This is a genomic window from Collinsella sp. AF25-2LB, from assembly GCF_003458415.1.
Classification (GTDB): Bacteria; Actinomycetota; Coriobacteriia; order Coriobacteriales; family Coriobacteriaceae; genus Collinsella.
This window is the reverse complement of record NZ_QRUF01000001.1, coordinates 35,210-60,131: the sequence shown is the minus strand read 5'-3', so window position 1 is coordinate 60,131 and position 24,922 is coordinate 35,210. Positions and strand designations below refer to the sequence as shown.

Genomic DNA, 24,922 nt, shown 5'->3' with positions numbered 1-24,922 from the left:
GGCTCGCATAGCGAGCCCCGTCTGTAAAGAAATCTGGCGAGAAAGCCTGATTACTTGAGGGTGACAGCAGCGCCAGCAGCCTCGAGCTTCTCCTTGGCAGCCTCGGCGTCCTCCTTCTTGGCACCCTCGAGAACAGCCTTGGGAGCGCCCTCGACGACCTCCTTGGCCTCCTTCAGGCCAAGGTTGGTGAGCTCACGGACGGCCTTGATGACCTGGATCTTGTTGTCGCCGAAGCCCTCGAGCACGACGTCAAACTCGGTCTTCTCCTCGGCCTCAGCAGCGCCAGCAGCGGGAGCGGCGACAACGGCAGCAGGAGCAGCGGCGGAAACGCCGAAGGTGTCCTCGATAGCCTTAACGAGCTCGGAAGCCTCGAGAAGGGTCATTTCCTTAAGAGCATCGATGATCTCATCGGTGGTAAGCTTAGCCATTTCTAAGTCCTTTCGGTTTCCGTGCGGATGCACGGAGATCAGTTAAAACACGGCGCGAATGCGCCAGGGGTGCGGCGTTGCCGCCGCGGGTGAAAACAGCGACTAGGCTGCCTTCTGCTCGGAGACCTGCTGGATCGAACGAGCGAGACCAGAGGAAACGCCGTTGACGCAGACAGCGATGTCGCGAGCGAAACCGGAGATGAGACCGGCAATCTGGCCGAGAAGCTGATCCTTGGTGGGCAGCTCGGCGATAGCCTTAACATCATCAGCGGAAACGGCCTTGCCGTCGGAGATACCGCCCTTGATCTCAAGGACGCCCTTGGACTGAGCAGAGAAGTCCTTAAGGGCCTTAGCGGCCTCGACCGGCTCGGACTCGTAGAACACATAAGCGACGGGGCCGGCGAGGATCTCGTCGAGCTCGGGCTGCTCCTGGTTCTTGAGAGCGATCTTGACCAGGTTGTTCTTGTAGACCTTCATCTCGGCGCCGCACTCGCGAAGCTGATGACGCAGCTCCTGAGCCTGCTTAACCGTCAGACCGTTGTAGTTGACGACGAACAGACCGGCGTTCTCGGCGATACGGGACTCGATCTCTGCAACCTTGTCGATTTTGTACTGCTGGGGCATGAATTACACCTCCTCGAATTCTTTCCGGGCACGGTCCGCCACAAGGACGTGACGGGGGCATGTCCAAAAAGAAAGCCCCCGCGCTGCATGAGCGACGGGGGCGAGAAGACATATCTACTCGACCACCTCGGCTGGCGGGAAGTCCCATTAAGCTCGCGGGTAAGACCCGTTTGCGCCGGCTGTCTCTGGCAGCGGATTCGTGCGTGAACCGAAAGTATTATGGCGGGGACCCCGGCGTCGGTCAACGGGCGCGAGGATTCGTACACAAACCCTGCATACGCTCCGGCCCGAGGGGACGGGTCGAGATTTTCGCTCGGTCAAGTCCTGGGCTCGCACGAAGGCCACATTAAGTGGCCTTCGGCTCGTGCGGAATCTACGAAAATTTCGACCCGTCCCCTCGGGCCAGAGCTACGGTAACTTTACTGCGAATCTTCGCGCCCGTTGAGCGACGCGCCCCACGCATACCCTTATGTCGGTGGGCTGATGTGTTGCGTCTCTGAGGACTACAAGGTTGAAACGAAGTTTGACAGGCGGCGGAGACCTTCGTCCAGATTTTTGTCGGAGACGCAGTAGCTTAGGCGGATGTGGCCTTCGGTTCCGAAGCAGTCTCCCGGGACTAGGGCTACGTTTGCTTCTTTGATGGCTTTGATGCAGAAGTCTTCGCTGGTTAGGCCGAACTTTTTGATGCTCGGGAAAGTATAGAAGGCTCCTGCGGGCTCTACTACGTCGAGGCCCATGGCGTTTAAGGCTTCGAGTACGCGCTCGCGGCGGGCTCGGTAGACTTTGAGCATGGGGGTTGGGTCGACGGTGAGGGCTCGGGCTGCGGCGTCCATTTCGAAGGAGACGGCGCTCGATACTAGGTATTGGTGGGCTTTTGCGATCTCGGCGATGACGGGTGTTGCTGCCGCGAGCCAGCCCAAACGCCAGCCGGTCATGGCCCAGGGCTTGGAGAAGCTCTCGATGACGACCGTCTGCTCACGCAGCTCCGGGTGACGCTGGGCAAAGCGCTCGTAGCCATCCACATAAACCAGGCGGTTGTATACGTCGTCGCAGACCACGTAGATGCCCGCCTCCTCCGCCACGCGCGCCACGGCGTCGAGCGACGCCGTGTTGAGGATGCAACCCGTAGGATTGTTGGGCGAGCAGATGACGATGGCCTTGGTCGCCGGCGTCACGCAAGCACGAAGCGCATCCTCATCGATCTGGAATTGCGCGGGCTCCGTATCCAAAAAGACTGCTTTGGCGTGGTTGGCCACGACGATGCTCTCGTACAGGCCAAAGGCCGGCGTGGGGATAATGACCTCGTCGCCGGGGTTGAGCATAGCCATGAATGTTGCCGACAGTGCCTCGGTCGCACCGTCGGTCAGGATGACCTCATCGGCGGAAAACGCCAGGCCCGCGTCATCCATATATTTGGACAGTGCATCACGCAGGGCGGGGCGACCGTTGTTGGGCGGATAGTGCGTGTCACCGCGGTCCAGTGCGGCGGTCACCTCGGCGCTAATCACATCGGGCGTGGGAAAATCGGGCTCGCCGAGCGCGAGCGCGATGCACCCCGGATGCTGGGCGGCGAGCGCGTTAATCCGGCGGATACCGGAGGGCTTGAGCGTGGCAAGCGAGGTATTCATGGACAGACGCATGGCGTTCCTTTCGTAAGGGTTGCACTAGGATAGCGCGGCGGGGCGCCACCAGACGGTGTAACCTAAACGGAAACGAGCCGGAAAGGAGATGGCATGGAGACGACCGCGCGCGGCGATGTACCAAAAACGCTGCAAACCATTGCGTATATCAGCATTCCCAATAGCGCCGATCTTGAGTTTTTGCTCTGGGACCTGCAGGATGCCATCGCCGCCTATGCTCAACTTTCCGGCACCGCACTCCCCCGCCCGGTCGACTTGAAGGCAAATGACGCCGGCAGCGTTGCCGATGGCATCGTGCTGGCCATTGAAGATGTGGCTGACGATGAGACGTTGACAGCCATCGAGCAGGCGCTTGAGCGCTTTGGCGGTACGGGAACGCGCGTCTATGTCGCGATTCGAGCCGCACAAGAGGGCACTGAGCAGGCGCGTGGGACCGCCGTTCGCCTGCACAAGGCATGTGAGCGCCATGGCCAATTGTGGTGTGGCGGCGTTGCCATCTGCGCCGGCAGCGGCATTGCGGCGCTTCGTCGCTCTCCGCGCATGGGACTCTTGCGGCGACCGTTTTCTGAGGCCATGGACAAGCTCGTGGGCGCCGTGCGCATGGGCTGCTCCGTCAAGCATGCACAGCGACTTGGCGGCGGCAATGCCGCCAACGTCGACGCCGACGGCATGGTTTGCGCCGAGCCAGCCGTGCCCGCGCCGATCTGGCGAGGCGTTCTGAAACGTCTGGGCGCCCACGCTCAAACAAAAATCTAAATTAAATTACAGCCCAGTCAACGGCCTCGCGCCAGCGCTCGACAAGGCGTTCCAGGCGCCATGCCGCATTGGCGGGACTTGTCGACGGCAGAACGATGGCCGGCAGCCCGGTGCGCTCTTGTAGATAGCGCTTGTAGAGCCGCCCTGCCGTGCCGCCGTTACAGACAACGACCTCGATAGGAGCTGCGCCGGTAATGCGCTCGACATGCGCCGGAACGACGTTTTTGATGCTGGCGTCACTCGAACCCTTGATGTCGCAGCTCTCGATCACATCCCACAGGGCCACGCCGCCGTTCAGCAGCATGGACCGCTTGGCGGCAATGGAGGCATCAAGCGTCGCGGGCTCACCGCTTGCCAAAGGGTCGCCCTCGTTGGGCGGCACAGGCACACCGAGGCACGCGGCCATCACGCGCCAAAAGCGATTCTGAGGGTTGCCGTAATAAAAGGAATTGGCGCGCGAAAGCACCGAGGGAAACGACCCGAGCACCAAAACGCGCGAGTGCTCGTCAAACACGGGCTCAAACCCATGCTCAATATGTTGATAGCCCTCGTCAGATACGGCCATGGGCTAGGCTCTCAACAGATAGCGCACCTCGTAGGGTGCAAGCTCAAGGGTACCCGTCAGCTCGACCGTGGGCGCATCGTCGGCAAGCAGGTCGACGAAGGACCCGTTGAGCTCGCCGGCGCCAAAGGTGTAAGGCTCACCCACAGCATTCACCGCCACGAGTACCGTCGCGCCGTCACAAGCGCGCTCGAACAGCAGCTGCTTGTTCTGGATCACCACGTTGCGATAGGCACCGTAGTTGAGAGCACGGGCAGCCGCGTCGTCGGCCGAGCGAAGGTGCGCAAGCTGCGTGATGAACGCCGTCAGCTCGTTGGGCGCAGGCTCATTGAGCGCAGGTCGCAGCGCCCAGTCGCCATCGGGGCCACCCTTTTCGCCGGCAATTCCCCACTCGCTGCCATAGTAGACGCACGGGATGCCCGGCATGCCAAAGAGCATGCCGTAGGCGGGACGCAGACACGACTTGTCGGTGAGGATACTTGCCAGGCGCGGCACATCGTGGTTGTCGACAAACGACAGCAGATGTTTGCCGCGGTAGATGCACCACGGATCGCCGCCAAACTGGCGGTGCAGCGAATGGGCGATCTCGAACATGTTGACCGAGTTAAAGCTGGAGTACAGGCCCTTGTAGCACTCGTAGTTGGTGCAGGAGTCGAGCATCTCGTCGTTGACGATTTGGTTGTAGTCGCCGTGGAGCGTCTCGCCGATCAGCACAAAGTCGGGCTTGAGCTCACGGGTAAAGGCGTGCAGGCGGCGCATAAAGTCGCGGTCGAGCATATAGGCAACGTCCAGGCGCAGGCCGTCGACGCCAAAGACCTCGGCCCAGCGGCGCACGGACTCGAGCAGGTAATCGACCACAGCGGGATTTTGCAGGTTGAGCTTCACAAGCTCAAAATGGCCTTCCCAGCCCTCGTACCAAAAGCCATCGCCATAGCAGGAATCGCCGTCAAAGCTAATGTGGAACCAGTCCTTGTACGGCGAGTCCCACTTGCGCTCCTGCACATCGCGGAAGGCCCAAAAACCGCGGCCGACGTGGTTGAAGACGGCATCGAGCACCACGCGGATGCCATGGGCATGCAGCGTGTCGCATACGGCGGCAAAGTCGGCGTCCCCACCCAGGCGACGGTCGATATGGCGCAGGCTGCGTGTATCGTAGCCGTGGCTATCAGATTCGAGCGGTGGGTTGATGAGCACAGCGCCAACGCCGAGTTCCTGCATGTAGTCGGCCCATTGGGCGACCTTCATGATAGGAGCATCGGGGTTGGGCGCGGCGTTGGCAGCCTGGGCGAGCTCACCCTCGGCAACGGGCGCGGCGTTTTCGCGCGGAGCCCCGCAAAAGCCCAGCGGATAGATCTGATAGAACGTCGTCTCGTATGCCCACATAACAGCCTCCCGGTAAGCTCAACACAACGACATCCATTGTATGCCCAGCTTGTATCCTCTCCCCCAAAATAAGTTGCGGTGGAATAGTTCCTGTCTGGGCCTTCAGAAGCCTTAAACAGGAACTATTCCACCGCAACTGATGAGGGGACGTGATTAGGCGACGGGCTTGGCGCGGCGGATGGCCGGAAACAGCACGGTGATGGCGAGGATGACGCCCACGACGGCAATCGCCCCGCCCACAAAGCCGATCCAGGCGATACCGGGACCCGAAACCACGGCTCCGCCGATCGCGGTACCCGTGCCGATACCGAGGTTGAACAGGCCCGAGAAGATCGACATGGCGACGGCCGACGAATCTGCCGGCGTGTGCTTGATGAGCTCGGCCTGAAACGCCACGTTAAAGGCCGTGGCGCAGCAACCCCACAGTGCGCAGACGGCAAGCACTGTCACGAGCGACGATGCGGCCGGCCCCATGAGCAGCAGGGCCACCGGCACGCCGGAGAGCGTGATAGCAAGGAACGGAAAACGGTGCCCGTCGAACAGGCGGCTGAACAGCCAGCTGCCCACCAAGCCGGAACAGCCAAACGCCGTCAGCGTCATGGTGATGGCGCCCGCATCGACGTGCGCGACCTGCGCCAGGAAGGGCTCGATATAGCTGTAGCTTGCGTAATAGCCGGTCGCCATGAAGACCGTGACTGCGTAGAGCGCGATGAGGAGCGGGTTCTTGAGCAGCTCGGGCAGCTGTTTGACGGTAAAGCGCTCACCCGCCGGCATGGCCGGGAACACCGCTGCCTGGTAGACGACCGCGATGGCTGAGAGGCCCCCGACCACGGCAAACGTCATGCGCCAGCCCACGGCCAAGCCAATGGCGCGACCGAGAGGCAGGCCAAAGATCTGCGCGATGGACGAGCCCGTGGCGATCATGCTGATGGCGAGCGCGCCGTGGCGAGTGTCGACCAGGCGCGAGGCCATAATCGAGGCGACTGACCAGAACACGGCATGTGCGCAAGCGACCACCAGGCGCGCGCAGACCAGGATGGGATAGGTCGGCGCCACAGCGGACAGGAACTGACCGAGCGAGAACACGGCAAGCACGCCCAGCAGCATCCGCTTAAACTCGAAACGCGAAGCGAACACCATGAGCGGCAACGACAGCAGCATGACGCCCCAGGCATAGACCGAGATCATGATGCCCGCCTGGGCCTCGGTGAGCGAGAACGACGCGGCGATATCAGTCAAAAGGCCGATGGGCATAAACTCCGACGTGTTGAACACGAACGCACAGCAGGTGAGCCCGACGAGTGGGAGCCACTGCCTGAGCGTGATGCCGTCTTGCCTTGCCTGAGTCATATATAACGTCTCCAATCGTTTTGAGCGGAGGCGATTATATAGCAACGGCCCCGCATCCGTCAGTACAGAAGCGGGGCCGAAAACAATTCGATACACAGAGGTTGCGTCGTCAATTCATAACTAAGCCAACCCCAGCAATATGCCCGCCGAATGCACGACAAACGCCACGATCCAGGCGACCGTCACCTGAAACGCGAATACGGCCACGGCATAGCGCGCGCCCAACTCGCTCTTGACGGCGCCGATGGACGCAACGCAAGGCGGGTACAGCAGCGTAAAGACCAAGAACACGTAGGCGGTAAACGGCGAAAACATGGCTGACAGTGCCGCGGGAGAGGTTGCGCCCAAAAGCACCGTGAGCGTCGAGATGACGCTCTCCTTGGCAATAAGTCCCGTGACGAGTGCCGTCGAGGCGCGCCACTCGCCAAAACCGAGCGGGGCCAACACCGGTGCGATGATGCTACCCAGACCGGCAAGCAGGCTTTGCGACTGGTCGGCGACCACGTTAAAGCGGATATCGAACGTCTGCAGGAACCAGATGACCACCGTAGCGGCAAAGATAATGGTAAAGGCCTTGGTAATAAAGTCCTTGGCCTTATCCCATGCCAGCATCACCGTCGTCTTGACGCTCGGCAGGCGGTAATTGGGGAGCTCCATGATAAACGGCACCGGGTCGCCCTTAAATGCCGTACGGTTGAGCACCAAAGCCGCAATGCAACCAACCGCAATACCAATCAGATAGAGCGAGACCATGGCGGGAACCGTCGCCTGTGGGAAAAACGCCCCGCACAGCAAGCCGTAAACCGGCAGCTTGGCCGAGCAGCTCATGAACGGTGTGAGCATGACCGTCATCTTGCGGTCGTGCTCGGATGGGAGCGTACGGGTCGACATGATAGCCGGCACGGTGCAGCCAAAACCGACGAGCATGGGCACAAAGCTGCGGCCCGACAGGCCAAAGCGACGCAGCACCTTATCCATGACAAAGGCCACGCGTGCCATGTATCCGGAATCTTCCAGAATGGAGAGGAACAAGAAGAGCACGACGATAATCGGCAGGAAGGTCAGCACGCTACCCACGCCCGTAAGCACGCCGTCGACAGCCAGCGAGCGCACCACGTCGTTGGTTCCGAACGCCTTGAGGCCCGCATCGGCCGAGGCGATGATGGCAGCGATACCGTCCTCCATGAGTCCCTGCAACGCCGCGCCGATCACGCCAAACGTCAGCCAAAAGACGAGGCCCATGATCACCAGAAACGCCGGAATGGCTGTGTAACGACCTGTCAGGATGCGGTCAATCTTGACGGAGCGCACGTGCTCGCGGCTTTCGTGCGGCTTGACGACGCAACGCCCGCACACGTCGCCGATAAAGCTAAAACGCATATCGGCCAACGCAGATAGGCGGTCGGTGCCGGCCTCGCCCTCCATCTGGGTAATGATGTGCTCGATAGCGTCGAGCTCATTGCGATCCAGGTGAAGCGCCTCGGTTACCAGCTCATCGCCCTCGACCAGCTTGGTCGCCGCAAAACGCACGGGAATGTGCGCCGTCGCGGCATGGTCCTCGATAAGGTTGGCGATGCCGTGGATGCAGCGATGCAGCGCACCGCCGTCTGGACCATCGGGTGCGCAAAAGTCCAGGCGACCGGGGCGCTCGCGGAACCGCGCCACGTGCAAGGCATGATCCACCAGCTCGCCGATGCCCTCGTTGCGGGCAGCGCTAATGGGGACAACAGGCACGCCCAACAGGCTCTCGAGCAGGTTGACGTCCACGGCGCCGCCGTTGGCCGTCACCTCGTCCATCATGTTGAGCGCGATGACCATGGGGCGGTCGAGCTCCATAAGCTGCAGCGTCAGGTACAGATTGCGCTCAATGTTGGTGGCGTCAATGATGTCGATGATGGCGTCCGGACGCTCATCGAGGATGAACTGACGGCTCACGACCTCTTCGCCTGTGTACGGCGACAGGGAGTAAATGCCAGGCAGGTCGGTAACGCTCGCCTCGGGATGGTTACGGATGGTGCCATCTTTGCGGTCGACCGTCACGCCGGGAAAGTTACCGACGTGCTGGTTGGAGCCCGTCAGCTGGTTGAATAACGTGGTCTTGCCGCAGTTTTGGTTGCCGGCAAGGGCAAAGTGCAGCGGCGCGCCCTCGGGCACGGCCGTCTTTGCCGCACGGGGCGAATACGTTCCCTCGCCCAGGGCCGGATGCTCCGTCGTGCCGATTGCGGCGTTAGCGCGCGGACCCGTATCGGTGTCGTGAATACCCACAAGCTCGATGCGAGCGGCATCGTCCTTGCGCAGTGTCAACTCGTAGCCACGCAGGCGAATCTCGAGCGGGTCGCCCATGGGGGCGTACTTCATCATGGTGACTTCGGTGCCCGGCGTTAGACCCATGTCCAAAATATGCTGTCGGAGTGCCTGATCGTCCGATGCCACCGATGCGACAACGGCGTCCTTTCCAATCTCGAGTGTATCGAGCTTCACGTCCGTGTTCCTCCCCCGGCGCCCACAGGGCGTTGCATTTATGTTCACCTTGGCTAACCGTTTGCCACGGCTAACCAATTTAACCATGCATGATAGCGCGAACACACAACGATGTTCAATCAGCAAATTGGCGCAATGGGGACAGGCAGGAGAGTTCAGGGCCATAGTTTCCCGATGAGGCCTCTCGGGGAAACTACATCCCAGAATTCCGGCTCGAAACGGGATATGGTTTCCCAAACAGACCTCTTACGGAAAATGCATCCCGGAATCCCCGCTCGAAACGGGACGCGCTTTCCCAGTCGAGGCCCTATGGGAAACTGCGTCCCACCTTGAAAGGCAAAACTGGGGCGCAGTTTCCGGACGGGGCATCAAAAACGAAGTTGCGGTGGAATAGTTCCTGGATGGGCTGGTTGATGCCCCAGATAGGAACTATTTCACCGCAAGTTATTGAAGGGCTTGGATGCCGGGACTCTTACAGATGGCGCTCCAGGAAGCGGAAGGCTAGGCGGATCCAGGGACGGACTGCCGCCTGCTTGTCCTCGTTGTCGACCGCGGTGTTGGCGTTGCCGAGCGAAAGGCCGTGACCACCCTGGTCGAAGACGTGCATCTCGCATGCAACGCCCTCCTCGGCCATGCGCTGCGCAAACGGGTAGACCTGCGCGATCGGCGCCGTCTTGTCGTCGGACACGCCCCACACAAAGGTCGGTGGCATCTGACGCGAAACATGCGTGGTGGGGCAGATGTCGGCCAGATGCTCGTCAGTTGCCTCGCCGCCCGTCACCATCGACAGGTAGTCGTTGAGCAAATCGCGCCCCGTCTTGCCGCCCGTCTTGGGCACACGCAAGTCAATGCGCGGATCGCGCGTCTGCATGTCACGCACATAGGCAAAGTCGAGCAATGGATAGCCCAGCACCACGGCATCGGGACGAATGTCGTCCGGACGCGCCCCGGCAAGTGCCGCGAAGGGGCCGGTCTTCCACTGTGTTGCCAGCGAGGCGCAAATCATGCCGCCAGCAGAAAAGCCCACGACGCACACGCGCTTAGGATCGACATGCCACTCGTCGGCGTTGGCGCGCACCGTGGCGACCATCTTGGCAAGATCTGCCTGGGGGTGCGGAAAGCTCACGTCACCCGTAGAACTCGTGACATAGTTGAGCACAAAGGCCTGGTAGCCGCGATCCAAAAATGCAAACGCCACCGGGTCCTGCTCGTGCGGAGCGATATGCGTAAACCCGCCTCCGCCGCAGATGATCACCGCGGGGCGGCGGCCATTCGGTTTATCGGGCAGCGGCTCGGCACCCAAATACGTAAACGTCGCCGGATAATCCTCGGTCGGCTCCTCGCCCCACAGCGCATGGTTCTCGACAATCATATGTGCTCCCTTCGCGCAAATTATGCGCCCTTGTTTTTCGCCTTCAAGCGTACCCCACTTGAACCCGTGGCGCAGAAACACTCCGGCAATAAGTTTCCCTTCAACTGATATATCACATAATCCCAGTTCAGAGGTATCGTTGAGCAGCGTAGAATAGGGGCGTTGACCAAGCCGCGAAACACATGTGAAACGTTTCCGGCAAACCAAACGCGCGATATGCGCCTATTTAAGTTGGAGGCAACTATGGGTCTGCTCGATTCGCTTAAGTCCACCTTCACCTCGACCGGCGAGGCGTCCGTTCCGCCCGCAGCAAGCTTCGCTACCCGCGAAGGCGTCATCTATGCCCCCGTCAACGGCGTGCTCGTCAACCTGAACGAGGTTCCCGACGAGACGATCGCCTCGGGCATGCTTGGCCAGGGCTATGGCATCGAGCCCATTACCGGCACCATCTATGCGCCCGCCAACGGCCGCATCGGTGCCACCACTGTCACCAACCACTCCATCGGCATGATTACCGAGGACGGCCTGCGCGTGTTCATCCATGTTGGCCTGGGCACCGTGGAAATGAACGGCAAGGGTTTTGCCCGCTTTGTCGAGATGGGCGATGTGGTCAAGGCAGGCCAGCCGCTCATCAGCTTCGACCGCGAGGCCATTAAGGCCGCTGGTCACGAGGACATCGTGACCGTCATCGTCTCCGAGCTCGATCGTCTTAAGAGCATCGACCATGTCGGCGAGTCTGGAACGCTTATCGGCGGCAACCCGCTCGTCAAGCTGGGCGACCCGCTGCTGGTTGCCAAGACCAAGTAGCCAGGCCCCACGCCACACAGCCAAAAGGCACCTCGTCAAGCGCCCGCGACCATTTGGCCGCGGGCGCTTTTCGTTTGAAAAACCATCCCGCCAATGCTTTATCTGTATAGCTCAAATGAGCCGAGCTGCTAGAATATCGAACTGTATGGATAACTATCATTCAACCGTTATGGGAGGATACGTGAACCGCACCAAAATCGCGCAGCTCTATGCCGATGCCGAGTCGCTCGGCGGCCAGACCGTCACCGTCGCCGGCTGGGTCAAGTCCGTCCGCGACATGAAGAACTTTGGCTTTGTTACGCTCAACGACGGCAGCTGCTTCCGCGACCTGCAGGTCGTCATGAACCGCGAGGCACTCGACAACTACGACGAGATCGCCCATCAAAACGTCTCGGCCGCACTCATTTGCACCGGCACCGTCAAGCTGACCCCCGATGCGCCCCAGCCTTTCGAGCTTTCTGCCACCTCCATCGAGGTCGAGGGCACGAGCGCCCCGGATTACCCGCTGCAGAAGAAGCACGCAACCGTCGAGTTCCTGCGCACCCAGCAGCACCTGCGCCCGCGCACCAACCTGTTCCGCGCCGTGTTCCGCATCCGCTCTGTCGCGGCTGCCGCCATTCACCGCTTCTTCCAGGAGCAGGGCTTTGTCTACGTCAACACCCCCATCATCACCACGAGTGACTGCGAGGGCGCCGGCGAGATGTTCCGCGTGACCACGCTCGACCCCAAAAATCCGCCCCTCACCGAGTCCGGCGAGGTCGACTGGAGCCAGGACTTCTTTGGCAAGCATGCAAGCCTCACCGTGTCCGGCCAGCTCAATGCCGAGAACTTTGCCATGGCCTTTGGCGACGTGTACACCTTTGGCCCCACCTTCCGTGCCGAGAACTCCAACACCACGCGCCACGCCGCCGAGTTTTGGATGATCGAGCCCGAGATGGCCTTTGCCGACCTGAACGACTACATGGATAACGCCGAGGCCATGCTCAAGTACGTCCTCAAGGACGTTATGGCAACCTGCCCCGACGAGCTCAATATGCTCAACAAGTTTGTGGACAAGGGTCTGCTCGAGCGCCTGGACCATGTCGCCAACTCCGACTTTGCCCGCGTTACCTACACCGAGGCCGTCGAGATCCTGGAGCAGGCAGTCGCTGCTGGCCACCAGTTTGATTACCCCGTGAGCTGGGGCATCGACCTGCAGACCGAGCACGAGCGCTTCCTGACCGAGGAGCACTTTAAGCGACCGACTTTTGTGACCGACTACCCGGCCGAGATCAAGGCGTTCTACATGCGCATGAACGAGGACGGCAAGACCGTCGCCGCCGCCGACTGCCTGGTGCCCGGTATCGGCGAGATTATCGGCGGCTCCCAGCGCGAGGAGCGCCTGGATCTGCTCGAGGCCCGCATCAAGGACCTGGGCATGAATCCCGAGCAGTACAAGTACTACCTTGACCTGCGCCGCTACGGTTCCTGCAAGCACGCCGGCTACGGTCTGGGCTTCGAGCGCTTGGTCATGTATCTGACCGGCGTGGGCAACATCCGCGACGTCCTGCCGCACCCGCGCACCGTGGGCAACGCCGACTTCTAATCGTCGGACGCTAGCTCGCGTCGCCACACGCCAATGCTCATCGCATAAGCGTCTCTCGACATCAGTCGAGAGACGCTTTTTTCAACAGCATCCGTCAAGCTTTTGGCAAGGTTTTGGTCAGTTGAGCAGGGCTGTTGAAAACTCAACCCGCCGTTTGCCGACGACTACCGACCGCCCAGAGCGCTCTGCGCCCCTGGGAAAGCCCCACGTCCTAGGCTCCATACCGTCGCCACCCAAAACGGAAAGGACGTGGGCACGATGACCGAAGCCGCTGTTGAAACCTACGACACCACGACGAGAGGCGCCGCCTCGATGGCAGCCTATCGCGCCGTTCGTATCCTGCAGCTCTTGAGCGAAAACACCGGCGAAGACAAGGCCATGCTTTCCGATGAGTTGATCCGGCGCCTCGCCCATCCCGACGACCCCGCCCGCATGCCCATCTCGGCGGCGCGGCGCAGCATCTACACCGCCATCTCCGCGCTTCGCCATGCCGGATACGAAATTGAGTACAAACGCGGCGTGGGCTACAAACTTCTTACCCGTCCGCTCACCGATGAAGAGATCATCCGGCTCCACGGTATGGTCATGCGCAACCGCTCCACGCCTATCGCTATCCGCAAGAGCATGGCGCAGCACTTAGTTGCCATGGCGAGCGCCGACGTTCGCGGCTACCTCGATACACCCGAACCCGCTCCAAGCGCAGGCAGCAAGGCTACCAAGGCAACACGCACGCCCATCAAGCGCATCGACACGTGCGAGCTCGTCGAGCAGGCCATCGACCACGGAACCACGGTGAGTTTTGATATTTCGAGCGTCACGGCACGTGGCGAAACCGAAGTAGCACGGATGACACTCCGCCCCTTTGCCATCAGGCAGCGCGATGGCATCTCGTATTTGCTGGGAACGGTCTATGACGCCCGAGGCGCCGATGACACGCTGCGTACCGTAGAGATTGGCCGCATGAGAAACGTCACCACACGTCTCCTCGACGGCAAGAAGCTTTTCGCCGCCCTGGACGAGGAGGAGGACGCCTCCGCTGCATAAGACCCTCCGCCGCCCATTCGACTACCCGTACCGCCCATCCGATTCTGTATTAAAAAACCCGCCAAGTTATTGTAAAAATGGACATCCGCGCTACTATAGTTCCACTTGCACTTTGTTTGAGTGCAGTGTTTCCAGCCATTTCTATACTGGGGGTAACGATATGAAGGACATCACCATCAGCCGCAGGAGCCTTCTGGTATCTGCTGGCCTGCTCGCGCTCGCTCCGCTCGCCGGATGCGGCGGCAACTCTGGTTCCGGCTCTGCTGCCGCCGGTTCCGACTACACCGTCGGCGTTCTGCAGCTCACCGAGCACTCCGCACTCGACGCCGCCAACGACGGCTTTGTCAAGGCCATCAAGAAGAGCGGCCTTAAGGTCAAGATCGACCAGAAGAACGCCCAGAACGACCAGTCCACGTGTAAGTCCATTGCCGACAAGTTTGTGGGCGACAACGTCAACCTGATTTATGCCATCGCCACGCCCGCCGCGCAGGCTGCCGCCGGCGCCACGGCCGATATCCCCATCGTGGGCTGCGCCATCACCGACTACGCCGCCTCCGGCCTGGTCCAGGACAACGACAAGCCCGGCACCAACGTCACGGGCGCTTCCGACCTCACCCCGGTCGCCGAGCAGCTCGAGATGATGCAGAAGGTCCTGCCCGACGTTAAAAAGGTCGGCCTGCTCTACTGCACCGCCGAGTCCAACTCCGACGTCCAGATCAAGGCCGCCAAGAAGGAGCTCGACAAGCTGGGCCTCGAGTACACTGACTTCACCGTCTCGAGCTCCAACGAGATTCAGTCCGTCGTCGAGTCTGCCGTGGGCAAGGTCGACGCGCTGTACTCCCCCACCGACAACACCATCGCCGCGGGTGCTTCGCAGGTCGGTCAGATCTGCAAGGAGAATAAGCTCCCCTTCGTGACCGGCGAGGAGGGCATGTGCATGGCCGGCGGCCTGTTCACCCTCTCCATCAACTACGAGGATCTGGGCTACGCCGCGGGCGAGATGGCAGTTAAGATTCTGAAGGGCGAGGCCAAGCCCGAAGATATGCCGATCAAGCACCTCTCGAGCAAGGACCTGGTCGTCGTCAAGAACGACGAGATGGCCGAGGCTCTAGGCATCGACCTTTCCGCTCTGGACGAGTAGCGCCATGCGCGGTAACGCGTCTAGGGCCCGCACGCGCGCCACAGCCGCGTTATTCAATATCTGAGCCACAGGGGCGGGCGCTGTAGACCGGCGTCCGCCCTGCTTGTTTCAGGTAAAACAAAACGTCTGTCCGCAGCTCTTTTATACATTGTTACCGCTATTATGGAAAATCACGTGTCCACCCTATTCTAGGAGGTATGAAGCATGCTCATTGCATTGCAGGGCGCCGTTTCGCAGGGCGTCCTCTGGGGCATTATGGTGCTTGGCGTGTTTATCACGTTCCGCCTGCTCGACATTCCCGATATGACCTGCGACGGCAGCTTTGCCCTCGGCGGCTGCGTCTGCGCTGTGCTCATCGTCAATAACAACGTCGACCCGCTGTTCGCCGTGCTGGCCGGTATGTGCGCCGGCGCCATCGCGGGCGCCGTCACGGGCATTTTGACCACCGTCTTTGAGATTCCTGCGATCCTCGCCGGAATCCTCACCCAGATCAGCCTGTGGTCCATCAACCTGCGCATCATGGGCAAGTCCAATACGCCCATTCTTGCCAAAGGCACCGTGTTCTCGGCCGTCAGCAATATGACCGGTCTGCCGCAGTCCACCGTTGCCATCATCTTGGGCATCCTGCTCGCCGTGGCTATCGTTGCCATCCTGTATTGGTTCTTTGGCACCGAGATCGGCTCGGCGCTGCGAGCCACCGGCAACAACGAGTACATGATCCGCGCTCTGGGCGTCAACACCAACTCCACCAAGATGATCGCCCTCGTGCTCTCCAACGCCCTCATCGGCCTTTCGGGCGCGCTCATCTGCCAGAGCCAAAAGTATGCCGACATTGGTATGGGCACCGGTGCCATCGTTATCGGTCTTGCCGCCATTGTTATCGGCGAGGTGCTCGGCCGTCTGCTGCCCGGCGGCCTCACGCAGTTTAGCGTCCGTCTTGCCTCCGCCGTCTTTGGCTCCGTGGTGTACTTCCTTATCCGCGCCATCGTGCTGCAGTTGGGCATGGACGCCAACGACATGAAGCTGCTCTCCGCCGTAATTGTCGCTGTGGCCCTGTGCGTGCCCGTGGTTTGGGAGCGCTATAAGCTCCGCAGCTCCTACACGAAGGGGGATGAGGCAGATGCTTAAGCTCTCGCACGTCAAGAAGACCTTTAACAAGGGCACCGTCACCGAGAAGCGCGCGCTCACCGGCGTCGACCTTACCCTAAATGACGGCGACTTTGTAACCGTGATCGGCGGCAACGGCGCCGGCAAGTCCACGCTGCTCAACATGATCGCCGGCGTGTACCCGCTCGATTCGGGCGTTATTGAGCTCGACGGCACCGACATCTCGCGCCTGAGCGAGTCGCAGCGCGCCAAGTACCTGGGCCGCGTGTTTCAGGACCCCATGCGCGGTACCGCTGCCGACATGCAGATCGCCGAGAACCTGGCCCTCGCCAAGCGTCGCGGCCAGCGTCGCGGCCTTTCGTGGGGCGTCACCAAGGCCGAGAAAGATGAGTACGTCGAGCTGCTCAAGCGCCTGGACCTTGGTCTGGACACGCGTCTCAACGCCAAGGTCGGCCTGCTCTCGGGTGGCCAGCGCCAGGCACTCACCCTGCTGATGGCCACGCTCACCAGGCCGCGCCTGCTGCTGCTCGACGAGCACACCGCGGCCCTCGACCCCAAGACGGCCTCTAAGGTGCTTAACCTGACCGAGGAGATCGTCGACGAGAACCACCTGACCACGCTCATGGTCACGCACAACATGAACGACGCCATCCGTCTGGGCAACCGTCTGATCATGATGCACGAGGGCCATGTGATCTACGACGTGGCCGGCGACGAGAAGAAGTCGCTCACCGTGGCCGACCTGCTGCAGAAGTTCGAGGAGGTCTCGGGCGGCGAGCTCGCCAACGACCGCATGCTGCTAAGCTAAAACCTGCCAAAAAGGGACAGGTTTATTTTGGTAGGTTTTATCTGCGCAAACGCCAAAACCGCCGCAAAGGGACAGAGGCCCTTGCGGCGGTTTTCGCATATTATGTCGATAATCCGATATTCAACCAGACATTCTGGCTAAGAACTAAGGAAACTGCCATGAAAAGACTCCCCCGCTTTGCGTTGGCCGCCGCGTTGTTTGCCGGCGCGCTCGCAGGCATCCCAAGCCTCGCTTTCGCGGGAAACCTGCCCGCCGCTATTGACGGCTCCGTGGCCGTCATGCACACCAACGATATCCACGGCAGCTACAAGTACAGCTACAACGCAAGCAAGGGCACCGGCACTGTGGGCTTTGACGGACTGGCGGTTCTCTATAGCGCCCAAAGCAGCGCCCCCGATCTTTTACTCGATGCGGGCGACACCTTCCACGGACAGTCCTTCGCCACCATGAGCGAGGGCAAGAGCATCGCCGAGCTCATGGACACCTTCTACGCCGACGGCTACGACGCAACCACGCCAGGCAACCACGACTGGAGCTACGGCGCGGACAAACTCCGCACCATGACCGGCTACAGCACCACCGGCACGCCCTTCGCCATGCTCTGCGCGAATGCAACGTCCTCGAACGGCGCATGGAGCTCGAGCATCACGAAGACGCTCGATCGCACCTGGGAGGATAGCGAGGATCACTCCACATTCGACTACAAAATCAAGGTCGGCGTCGTCGGAGCCATGGATGAGTCGCTAGGTTCCTCGCTGCGCGCGGACCTGGTCGCGGGCACCAGCTTCTCGAGTGCCGCGAACGCCATCAATGCCGAGGCAGAGCAGCTGCGCAAGGAGGGCTGCGATGTTGTTGTGTGTATCGCGCACACGCTCGACGCAAAGACCTTTGCCACGCGGCTCCGTGGCGTCGATGCCCTTATCGCAGGCCACGAGCACATCAACCTTAACGAGAAGGTGACGGGAGCCGACGGCAAGACGATCCACGTTGTCGAGGCAGGCAGCGCCTTTGCCGAGGTGGGGCTGCTTTCCATTCCGTACAAATACGACACGAATGGCACCGAGACGACCGACGATGACACGGTCACGGTCCCTGCAGACGGCAGCGACGAGAAGCTCTACACCGCCAAGAACGTCAACGACCTTTTGACAGACCCCGACAAGGGCTCCGACTACCAAAGCCGCCTTGAAGCCGTCCGCAACAAGATCAAGCCGCTCGACGAGGACTTTGAAAACGAATCGAACAAGGTGCTCGGCACATCCACCACCAACTATTTCTACGGCGAGGACGCCGCAGGCACGCATGGTTGGGAAATGGTGCGCACCACCGATTTCCGCCCCGGCAAGGAGGGCGACACCACCAAGGCCCAGACCATCGGCCACGTGATTTGCGGCTCCTATCTTGCCCTGACGGGCGCGGACTTCGCTATCGAAAACGCTGGCGGCATCCGCGGCGGCATCGCGGCGGGCAACGTGACCGCCGGCAACGTCATCGCCATCTCGCCCTACGGCAACACTGTGGAGACCTGGACCATGACCGGCGCGGACTTCCTCGCAGCGCTCGAGCACTCGCTACAAATCAGCGACGATTGCAACGACAGCTACGAGCTTCAGCAGGCTTATGTGGCGGCCGGTCACAGCGAGCAGGAGGCGCAAGACAAGTACAAGTGGCGCGATGACTCTGGCAGCGTTCTCTCCTTTGGCGGCATCAACGTGACGATTGATTGGACACAGCCCGAAGGCAAGCGCATTGTGAGCGCCACACTCACCAAAGACGGCAGCACGCTCGACCCCGCCAAGACCTATACCGTCGCCACCAACAACTACATCATCACCAACACGACCGACTTCCCCACCTTCGCAAACGCCACCAAGCACACCGAGTGGGGTACCTGCGAGTCAGCGCTAAGGGCGCTGATCGGGCAGGACAGCTGGGAGAGCAAGATGACCTCGCTCGCGGGCACCATCAGCTTTGGCTCCGCTGCCGTGGACCCCACGCCCACACCGGCCCCGACGCCTAAGCCCTCGCCTAAGACGGACACGACGACCACGAAGGTCATCACCAAGAAGACGACCGGTAAGCTCGCCGCAACGGGAGACCGCACGCTGGCAGTAGTTGGCGCGTGCCTTATCGGCGGCATCATCGTCATCATGCTCGGCATTATCTGGAAGCGTCGACGCTAAGCTACACCGCCGGGCCTTACAGCCCCGCCGCGTAAACCTTATATCGAGCACAGAAGCCCGTCCGAATTTGATCGGACGGGCTTCTTGGTGGGTATCATGGTTGAACGATCATTAGGAGGTTTTCCCTACATGGAATTGTTTGAGCCGATTCTTCATTTCTTTGAGCAACGGTGGGTCCACAACATCATCTGGGCCGTCATCTTGGCGATAGGCACCGCCGTCGCCGCCAAGGTCGTATCCAAGACCCTGAACCATCTGCTTAACCGAGACGATAACCCGCTTCCGGCATCGAGTATCTTCATCAACATCGCGCGCGCCGTCATCTGGATGATTGGCGGCAGCTTTATCCTCGATAACTGCTTTGGCATTAACGCAAACGCGCTCGTCGCCGCCCTTGGCGTCGGCGGCATCGCCATCTCGCTCGGCTTTCAGGACACGCTGTCAAACCTTATCGGCGGCATGCAGGTGACCTTTATGGGCATCATCAAGCCCGGCGACAATATCGAGGTCGGCGGCGTATCCGGCGTGGTCCAAGACATCACTTGGCGCCATACAACGATTGAGGATGCCTGTGGGCAGACCATCATCGTCCCCAACTCCAACATCTCCAAGAACACGCTCGTGCACCTCATGCCCTTTGGGCGCGTTGCCGTGCCCGTCGCGGTCAAGGACACGTCCAAGTGGGCTTCACTGGACGCACTGGCAGACGAGCTGACCAGCGCCACCAAAGCCGCCGTGCTTCCCATCTCGGGCTTTGACAAGGAGCCCTACGTACTCTTTAGCGAAATCGGCGACTTTGGCATCAAAGGAAAGATCGTCTTTATCGTCAGCGACGACAGCACTACTTTCACGGCAGCCGACGCCTGCATCCGCGCCATCGCCCCCATCATCGCCTAACCCGCCAAAAAGGGACAGGCACCTTTGTGGTGGTTTTCATTCGTGGTACCATGGTTTATGTAGTTGTTTAAACGACTAAGGGAGCAACATCATGGAAGAGGCCTATCGTCAAGCACGCAAGCGCGGCGAGCAAGGACGTCGACGCGCCATTAGCCAAAGCGAGCATCCATACCTTACGGACCTCGACAGTTTGATTGCTCAGCTCCCCTTAGGTCAGCGAGTGAGTGTCGGCCTGCGGGATATTCCGATCGAAATGGTCGTCGGCACTGTCACCAAGGGCCGTCAGTCCGCCTTTTCATGCAACTTTATGCCCCTGCTGCCGTTTAACACCGAGTTCGCCCGCAAGTGGTCCAACCTCTACGACATCCAGGTAACCGAGGGCTATCGCGACCCCATCATCGTCACCGAGTTCATGCATCGGTTCTATGTCCAGGAAGGCAATAAACGCGTCAGTGTCCTCAAATTCTTGGACGCTCCAACGGTTTCGGCCAGGGTCACCCGTCTCTACCCCGGCACATGGGATTCCGTCGAAAGCCGCCTGTACGGTGAATTCTGCGCGTTTTGGCGCGTCTGCCCCCTATACGAGATCGAGTTCTCGCGTGAGGGAAGCTACGAGACGCTCGCCAAGATGCTCGGTCAGAATCTTATCGAAAAATGGCCGCAGAAAAAGGTCGACTACCTGCGCCACACCTTCCTGCTCTTTAAGCGCGCCTACCTTCGCGCAGGCGGCGACCACCTGGACATTACGCCCGCCGACGCCATGCTCGTGTACCTCAATGTGTACAACCAGGACCGCCTGCTGGATACGCCAACGGATATCGTCGTAAACCGCCTGTGCAAGATTTGGCGCGAGCTGGTCATTGCCGGCAAAAATGACGAGGACAAGGTCGATCTTGTTGAAGCGCCGAGCGTCGACGAGGAGGAGTCGCCCGCCAAGTCCACCTCCGGCGTGCTCAACTTCTTTATGGGCAAGACCGTCTATTCGGCGACCAACCCCCTGCGCATCGCCTTTATCCATGAGTTCCCCTGTGCGACGTCGAGCTGGGACAGCCTGCACGACCAAGGGCGTCAGTATCTCGATGAGCACTTTGGCGGTATCGTGCGCACCGAGGCGTTCGAGGACTGTCACGATCCGGATGTGTTCTACGCCGCCGTGGAAACGGCTGTCAAACATGGGGCAAACGTCATCTTCTCGACCTCGCACCGCCTGATGGAATACACGCTCAGGGCTGCCGTTGAGTATCCCCAGGTTCGGTTCCTCAACTGCTCTATCGGCCTTCCCCATCAAAGCGTCCGTTCGTACTTTGGCAAGATGTACGAGGCCAAGTTCCTCCTGGGCGCCCTTGCCGCCAGCATGGCGGACAACCACCGCATCGGCTACCACGCGTCGGTCTTCGCCTCGGGCGCGCTCAGCGAGATCAACGCCTTTGCGATTGGCGCCTCGCTGCTCGACCCCCGTGCGCAAATTATCCTGACTTGGGGCGATGTGCCCGCCGGAGGCCTTGCCGAGGCCATGTGCCGCGAAGGTGTAAGCGTCATGACCGGCGCCGACATGTCAAAGTCGCTCGAAGACCCCACGGCCTACGGACTTCACCGCCTGGTCGATGGCAAGGTTACCGGCATCGCCATGCCGGTATGGAACTGGGGCCGTTACTACGAGCTCATCGTTCGCAGCCTTCTGCACGGCACGTGGGACGAGACCAGCGATGACAACCAAGTGCGCGCCGTCAACTACTGGTACGGCATGAGCTCTGGCGTTATCGACATCCGTTACGCTCCGGGCCTACCCTACCAGACGCGCAAACTCGTGCAGTTGCTCCGTAACGGCATTGTTGAGGGATCCATCAACCCCTTTGGCGGCGAGCTCCACAGCCAGAACGGCGTGGTACAGATCGAAGGCTTCCCTCCGCTGCCGAGCACGCAGATTGTCGAGATGAATTGGCTGGCGGATAACGTGGTAGGCACCATTCCGCAGCTCGACGATGAGCCGAAAGTCCCTGCCCTATGAAAATCCTTGCCATAGCCGATACCGAAGAACGATGCCTTTGGGAGTGCTTTCGCAAGGAACGCTTTGAGGGCGTCGACCTGATTTTGTCCGCCGGCGATCTGGACCCGGACTATCTTGAGTTTTTGGTTACGGTCATCAACAAACCGCTCATCTACGTGCGTGGCAATCACGATGACCGCTACGCACGTCATGCACCGGGCGGATGTATCTGCGTAGAAGACAGCGTGTACACGTACCGAGGGATTCGCATTGCGGGCCTTGGCGGGTCCATGCGTTATCGCGACGGCGCCAACATGTACACCGAACGCGAGATGTCCAAGCGCATGCGTAAGCTGTCGCGTAAGGTTAGGATGGTCGGCGGGTGCGACATTCTGCTTACCCATGCACCCGCCGCCGGTATGGGTGATCTGGACGATCTGCCGCATCGAGGGTTTGAGTGCTTTAACACGGCGCTTGAATCCTGGGGGGCCGACTACATGGTGCATGGGCATGTACACCAAAGCTACGGTTACGATTTTCAGCGCGAGCGGCAGCATGTGTGTGGAACGACGATCATCAACGCCTGCGGCTATACGCAGTTTGAGCTCGACCAGACGCGCTACCCCATCCGTGGCTGGCAGGCAGCCTGGCTCAATTCGCAAACCATGCGCCGCGAGCTCAAACGCCACGATGCCATCGAGTCCTCAACAGCCAGAACACCCTGGTAACCACCATAAAGGGGACACTGTCCCCTTTATGGTGCTTTTGACGCGATAGCAAGAAACCCGGTCCTGCACAAGGCAGAACCGGGTTTCTTTAGCAATGCTTGCTGTACTCAGGCAGTAACTAGCAGTTACTCAGCCAGGAAGTCACGCTGGACAGCGGGATCGACCTTGACGCCAGGGCCCATGGTGGAAGACACGGAGATGGACTTGACGTACTTGCCCTTAGCAGAAGAGGGCTTGACGCGCAGAATCTCGGTGTACAGGGCAGCGTAGTTCTCGACGAGCTGCTGCTCAGAGAAGGACTTCTTGCCCAGGGGCACGTGGCAGATGCCGTAGCGGTCGGCGCGGTACTCAACGCGGCCAGCCTTGAGCTCGGAGACCATCTTGGCGACGTCCATGGTCACGGTGCCGAGCTTGGGGTTCGGCATGAGGCCACGGGGACCAAGGATCTTACCGATGCGGCCAACCTTGGCCATCATGTTCGGCGTAGCGATAGCGGCGTCGAAGTTGATCTCGCCCTTCTGAATCTGGGCGACGAGCTCGTCGGAACCGATGATGTCGGCGCCGGCAGCCTCAGCCTCACGGGCCTTCTCGCCCTCGGCGAAGACGGCAACACGAACGGTCTTGCCGGTGCCGTGGGGCAGGGAGATGGAACCACGGATGTTCTGGTCAGCCTTACGAGTATCGATGCCCAGACGGAAGTGGGCCTCGACGGTCTCGTCGAACTTGGCGGTGTCGAGCTCCTTAATGAGCTTGGCAGCCTGAAGGGGGGTGTAGAGCGTGGCGCGGTCGATCTTCTCGGCAGCGGCGTTATAGCTCTTACCATGCTTAGCCATGTGCATTACCTCCTGTGGTTAAACGGGCGTGAGCCCTCCCACATCGTATCGTGTGCCCTATTGCACACATATAACGGGCGCCCCGGTCGGAGCACCCGTCATTACCTAAAGAAATCGCTACTCAGCGATGGTGACGCCCATGGAACGGGCGGTACCGGCGATGATCTTCTTGGCGGCGTCAATGTCGTTGGCATTGAGGTCCGGCATCTTGATCTCGGCGATCTTGGTGAGCTGCTCCTGGGAGAGCTGACCAACCTTGTCAGCCTGGGGCTTAGCGGAACCAGACTTGAGGTTCAGCTCCTTCTTGATAAGGTGAGCCGCCGGCGGGGTCTTGGTGATGAAGGAGAAGGACTTGTCCTCGTAGACAGAGATCTCAACGGGGATGATGTCACCCTTCTTGTCCTGCGTCTCGGCGTTAAAGGCCTGGCAGAACTGCATGATGTTCACGCCAGCAGCGCCCAGGGCGGGGCCGACGGGAGGAGCGGGGTTTGCTGCACCAGCAGGAATCTGGAGCTTAATGACGTTGGCAACCTTCTTCTCAGCCATGGTCATTCCTTTCGAATCACGAGTGTGAAGTACTTGCTATATCGTAAGCACGCACGTGTTAGAAGCACTCCTGAGATGAGCAGTCACAGAAGAAGCACGCTCGCGCGAACGGACGAAAACTTAAGCGATGACAGCGACCTGGTTAAAGTCAAGCTCGACCGGCGTCTCGCGGCCAAAGATCATCAGCGTGACCTTGAGCTTGCCAGCCTCGGTGTTAACCTCGGAGACCTTGCCATCAAAGTCGGTAAGCGGGCCATCGGTGACGCGGACGGACGTGCCGACCTGAATATCAACCGAGGTGCGCTTGGGCGAATCGCCCTTACCGGGACGACGAGTCATCTTGTTGTACTCGTCACGGGAAAGCGGAGCGGGCTTGCCGTTGCCGCCTAGGAAACCGGTGACGCCGGGCGTGTTGCGAACACACGTCCAAGCATCGTCATCCATCTCCATGCGGACCAGGACATAACCCGGAAAGATCTTGGAATCCTTGGTCTCACGCTTGCCACCCTCTTTGATCTCGGTGACGCGCTCCATAGGAATCTCGATATCAAAGATACGGTCCTGCATGCCCATGGTCTCGATGCGATGCTCGAGATCGGACTTAACGCGGTTCTCGTATCCAGAGTAAGTGTGAACGACGTACCAACGCTTAGACATGGT

Annotated in this window: 22 protein-coding genes; 11 read left to right on the top strand and 11 right to left on the bottom strand. The window is 60.4% G+C overall.

Annotation, left to right across the window (positions count from 1 at the left end; translation table 11 throughout):
• Positions 1–50: 50 nt before the first annotated feature.
• From rplL to DWY51_RS00295, 3 genes are all read right to left on the bottom strand, one after another.
• Positions 51–428: a 50S ribosomal protein L7/L12 gene (gene rplL / locus DWY51_RS00305; RefSeq protein ID WP_006235005.1), complete on the bottom strand. Its 378-nt coding sequence runs from the start codon at positions 426–428 to the stop codon at positions 51–53.
• Positions 429–530: 102 nt separating this feature from the next.
• The gene (rplJ, locus tag DWY51_RS00300) at positions 531–1,052 is read right to left on the bottom strand and encodes a 50S ribosomal protein L10 (protein ID WP_099432079.1); all 522 of its coding nucleotides are present in this window, start codon (positions 1,050–1,052) and stop codon (positions 531–533) included.
• Between the two features lie 503 nt (positions 1,053–1,555).
• Positions 1,556–2,692, bottom strand: coding sequence for a pyridoxal phosphate-dependent aminotransferase (locus DWY51_RS00295; protein WP_099432080.1), 1,137 nt, complete (start codon positions 2,690–2,692; stop codon positions 1,556–1,558).
• A 93-nt stretch (positions 2,693–2,785) separates the two neighbouring features.
• On the opposite strand from DWY51_RS00295, the gene DWY51_RS00290 reads away from it, so the two are divergent.
• A complete protein-coding gene (locus DWY51_RS00290; RefSeq protein WP_099432081.1) occupies positions 2,786–3,448 on the top strand; it encodes a hypothetical protein in 663 nt (220 codons plus the stop codon).
• A 1-nt stretch (position 3,449) separates the two neighbouring features.
• Here DWY51_RS00290 and DWY51_RS00285 read toward each other — a convergent pair whose 3' ends face one another.
• From DWY51_RS00285 to DWY51_RS00265, 5 genes are all read right to left on the bottom strand, one after another.
• Positions 3,450–4,013, bottom strand: a complete 564-nt coding sequence (locus tag DWY51_RS00285) for a uracil-DNA glycosylase family protein (RefSeq protein WP_117769345.1) — start codon at positions 4,011–4,013, stop codon at positions 3,450–3,452.
• 3 nt (positions 4,014–4,016) lie between these two features.
• Entirely contained in the window at positions 4,017–5,393 is a 1,377-nt protein-coding gene (locus DWY51_RS00280; RefSeq protein ID WP_117769343.1) for an alpha-amylase family glycosyl hydrolase, read from the bottom strand.
• A 153-nt stretch (positions 5,394–5,546) separates the two neighbouring features.
• Positions 5,547–6,743 (bottom strand): MFS transporter, encoded by a 1,197-nt coding sequence (locus tag DWY51_RS00275; protein ID WP_099432084.1) that lies wholly within the window; start codon positions 6,741–6,743, stop codon positions 5,547–5,549.
• Positions 6,744–6,863: 120 nt separating this feature from the next.
• A complete protein-coding gene (gene feoB, locus DWY51_RS00270) occupies positions 6,864–9,224 on the bottom strand; it encodes a ferrous iron transport protein B (protein WP_117769342.1) in 2,361 nt (786 codons plus the stop codon).
• Between the two features lie 472 nt (positions 9,225–9,696).
• A complete protein-coding gene (locus DWY51_RS00265) occupies positions 9,697–10,596 on the bottom strand; it encodes an alpha/beta hydrolase (protein ID WP_099432086.1) in 900 nt (299 codons plus the stop codon).
• Between the two features lie 243 nt (positions 10,597–10,839).
• Between DWY51_RS00265 and DWY51_RS00260 the strand changes: the two genes are divergently transcribed.
• The 10 genes from DWY51_RS00260 to DWY51_RS00215 all read left to right on the top strand — a co-directional run bounded on the left by DWY51_RS00260 (position 10,840) and on the right by DWY51_RS00215 (position 22,883).
• Complete coding sequence (locus DWY51_RS00260; RefSeq protein ID WP_040359007.1) at positions 10,840–11,403, top strand: PTS glucose transporter subunit IIA; 564 nt, start codon at positions 10,840–10,842, stop codon at positions 11,401–11,403.
• A 181-nt stretch (positions 11,404–11,584) separates the two neighbouring features.
• A complete protein-coding gene (asnS, locus tag DWY51_RS00255) occupies positions 11,585–12,988 on the top strand; it encodes an asparagine--tRNA ligase (protein ID WP_117769340.1) in 1,404 nt (467 codons plus the stop codon).
• A 258-nt stretch (positions 12,989–13,246) separates the two neighbouring features.
• A complete protein-coding gene (locus DWY51_RS00250; RefSeq protein ID WP_117769338.1) occupies positions 13,247–14,032 on the top strand; it encodes a hypothetical protein in 786 nt (261 codons plus the stop codon).
• Between the two features lie 160 nt (positions 14,033–14,192).
• Positions 14,193–15,173 carry an ABC transporter substrate-binding protein gene (locus tag DWY51_RS00245; protein ID WP_117769336.1) on the top strand — a complete coding sequence of 327 codons (981 nt, stop codon included), beginning with the start codon at positions 14,193–14,195 and terminating at the stop codon, positions 15,171–15,173.
• Positions 15,174–15,377: 204 nt separating this feature from the next.
• Positions 15,378–16,301: an ABC transporter permease gene (locus DWY51_RS00240; RefSeq protein WP_055309412.1), complete on the top strand. Its 924-nt coding sequence runs from the start codon at positions 15,378–15,380 to the stop codon at positions 16,299–16,301.
• Positions 16,294–17,088 (top strand): ABC transporter ATP-binding protein, encoded by a 795-nt coding sequence (locus DWY51_RS00235; protein WP_055250279.1) that lies wholly within the window; start codon positions 16,294–16,296, stop codon positions 17,086–17,088. Before DWY51_RS00240 ends, DWY51_RS00235 begins: the two co-directional genes overlap by 8 nt.
• A gap of 158 nt (positions 17,089–17,246) precedes the next feature.
• A complete protein-coding gene (locus DWY51_RS00230) occupies positions 17,247–19,271 on the top strand; it encodes a bifunctional UDP-sugar hydrolase/5'-nucleotidase (protein ID WP_117769334.1) in 2,025 nt (674 codons plus the stop codon).
• A gap of 129 nt (positions 19,272–19,400) precedes the next feature.
• Positions 19,401–20,168: a mechanosensitive ion channel family protein gene (locus tag DWY51_RS00225; RefSeq protein ID WP_117769332.1), complete on the top strand. Its 768-nt coding sequence runs from the start codon at positions 19,401–19,403 to the stop codon at positions 20,166–20,168.
• Positions 20,169–20,259: 91 nt separating this feature from the next.
• Positions 20,260–22,176 carry a BMP family ABC transporter substrate-binding protein gene (locus DWY51_RS00220; RefSeq protein ID WP_117769330.1) on the top strand — a complete coding sequence of 639 codons (1,917 nt, stop codon included), beginning with the start codon at positions 20,260–20,262 and terminating at the stop codon, positions 22,174–22,176.
• Positions 22,173–22,883 carry a metallophosphoesterase gene (locus DWY51_RS00215; RefSeq protein WP_006234987.1) on the top strand — a complete coding sequence of 237 codons (711 nt, stop codon included), beginning with the start codon at positions 22,173–22,175 and terminating at the stop codon, positions 22,881–22,883. The genes DWY51_RS00220 and DWY51_RS00215 overlap by 4 nt, the downstream gene beginning before the upstream one ends.
• Positions 22,884–23,008: 125 nt before the next feature.
• Here the strand turns inward: DWY51_RS00215 and rplA are convergent, their stop codons facing one another.
• The 3 genes from rplA to nusG form a co-directional block, all read right to left on the bottom strand.
• The gene (gene rplA / locus DWY51_RS00210; protein WP_022093892.1) at positions 23,009–23,716 is read right to left on the bottom strand and encodes a 50S ribosomal protein L1; all 708 of its coding nucleotides are present in this window, start codon (positions 23,714–23,716) and stop codon (positions 23,009–23,011) included.
• 117 nt (positions 23,717–23,833) lie between these two features.
• Positions 23,834–24,262, bottom strand: coding sequence for a 50S ribosomal protein L11 (gene rplK / locus DWY51_RS00205; protein WP_022093893.1), 429 nt, complete (start codon positions 24,260–24,262; stop codon positions 23,834–23,836).
• Between the two features lie 120 nt (positions 24,263–24,382).
• A complete protein-coding gene (nusG, locus tag DWY51_RS00200) occupies positions 24,383–24,919 on the bottom strand; it encodes a transcription termination/antitermination protein NusG (RefSeq protein ID WP_006234984.1) in 537 nt (178 codons plus the stop codon).
• Between the last annotated feature and the right edge of the window lie 3 nt (positions 24,920–24,922).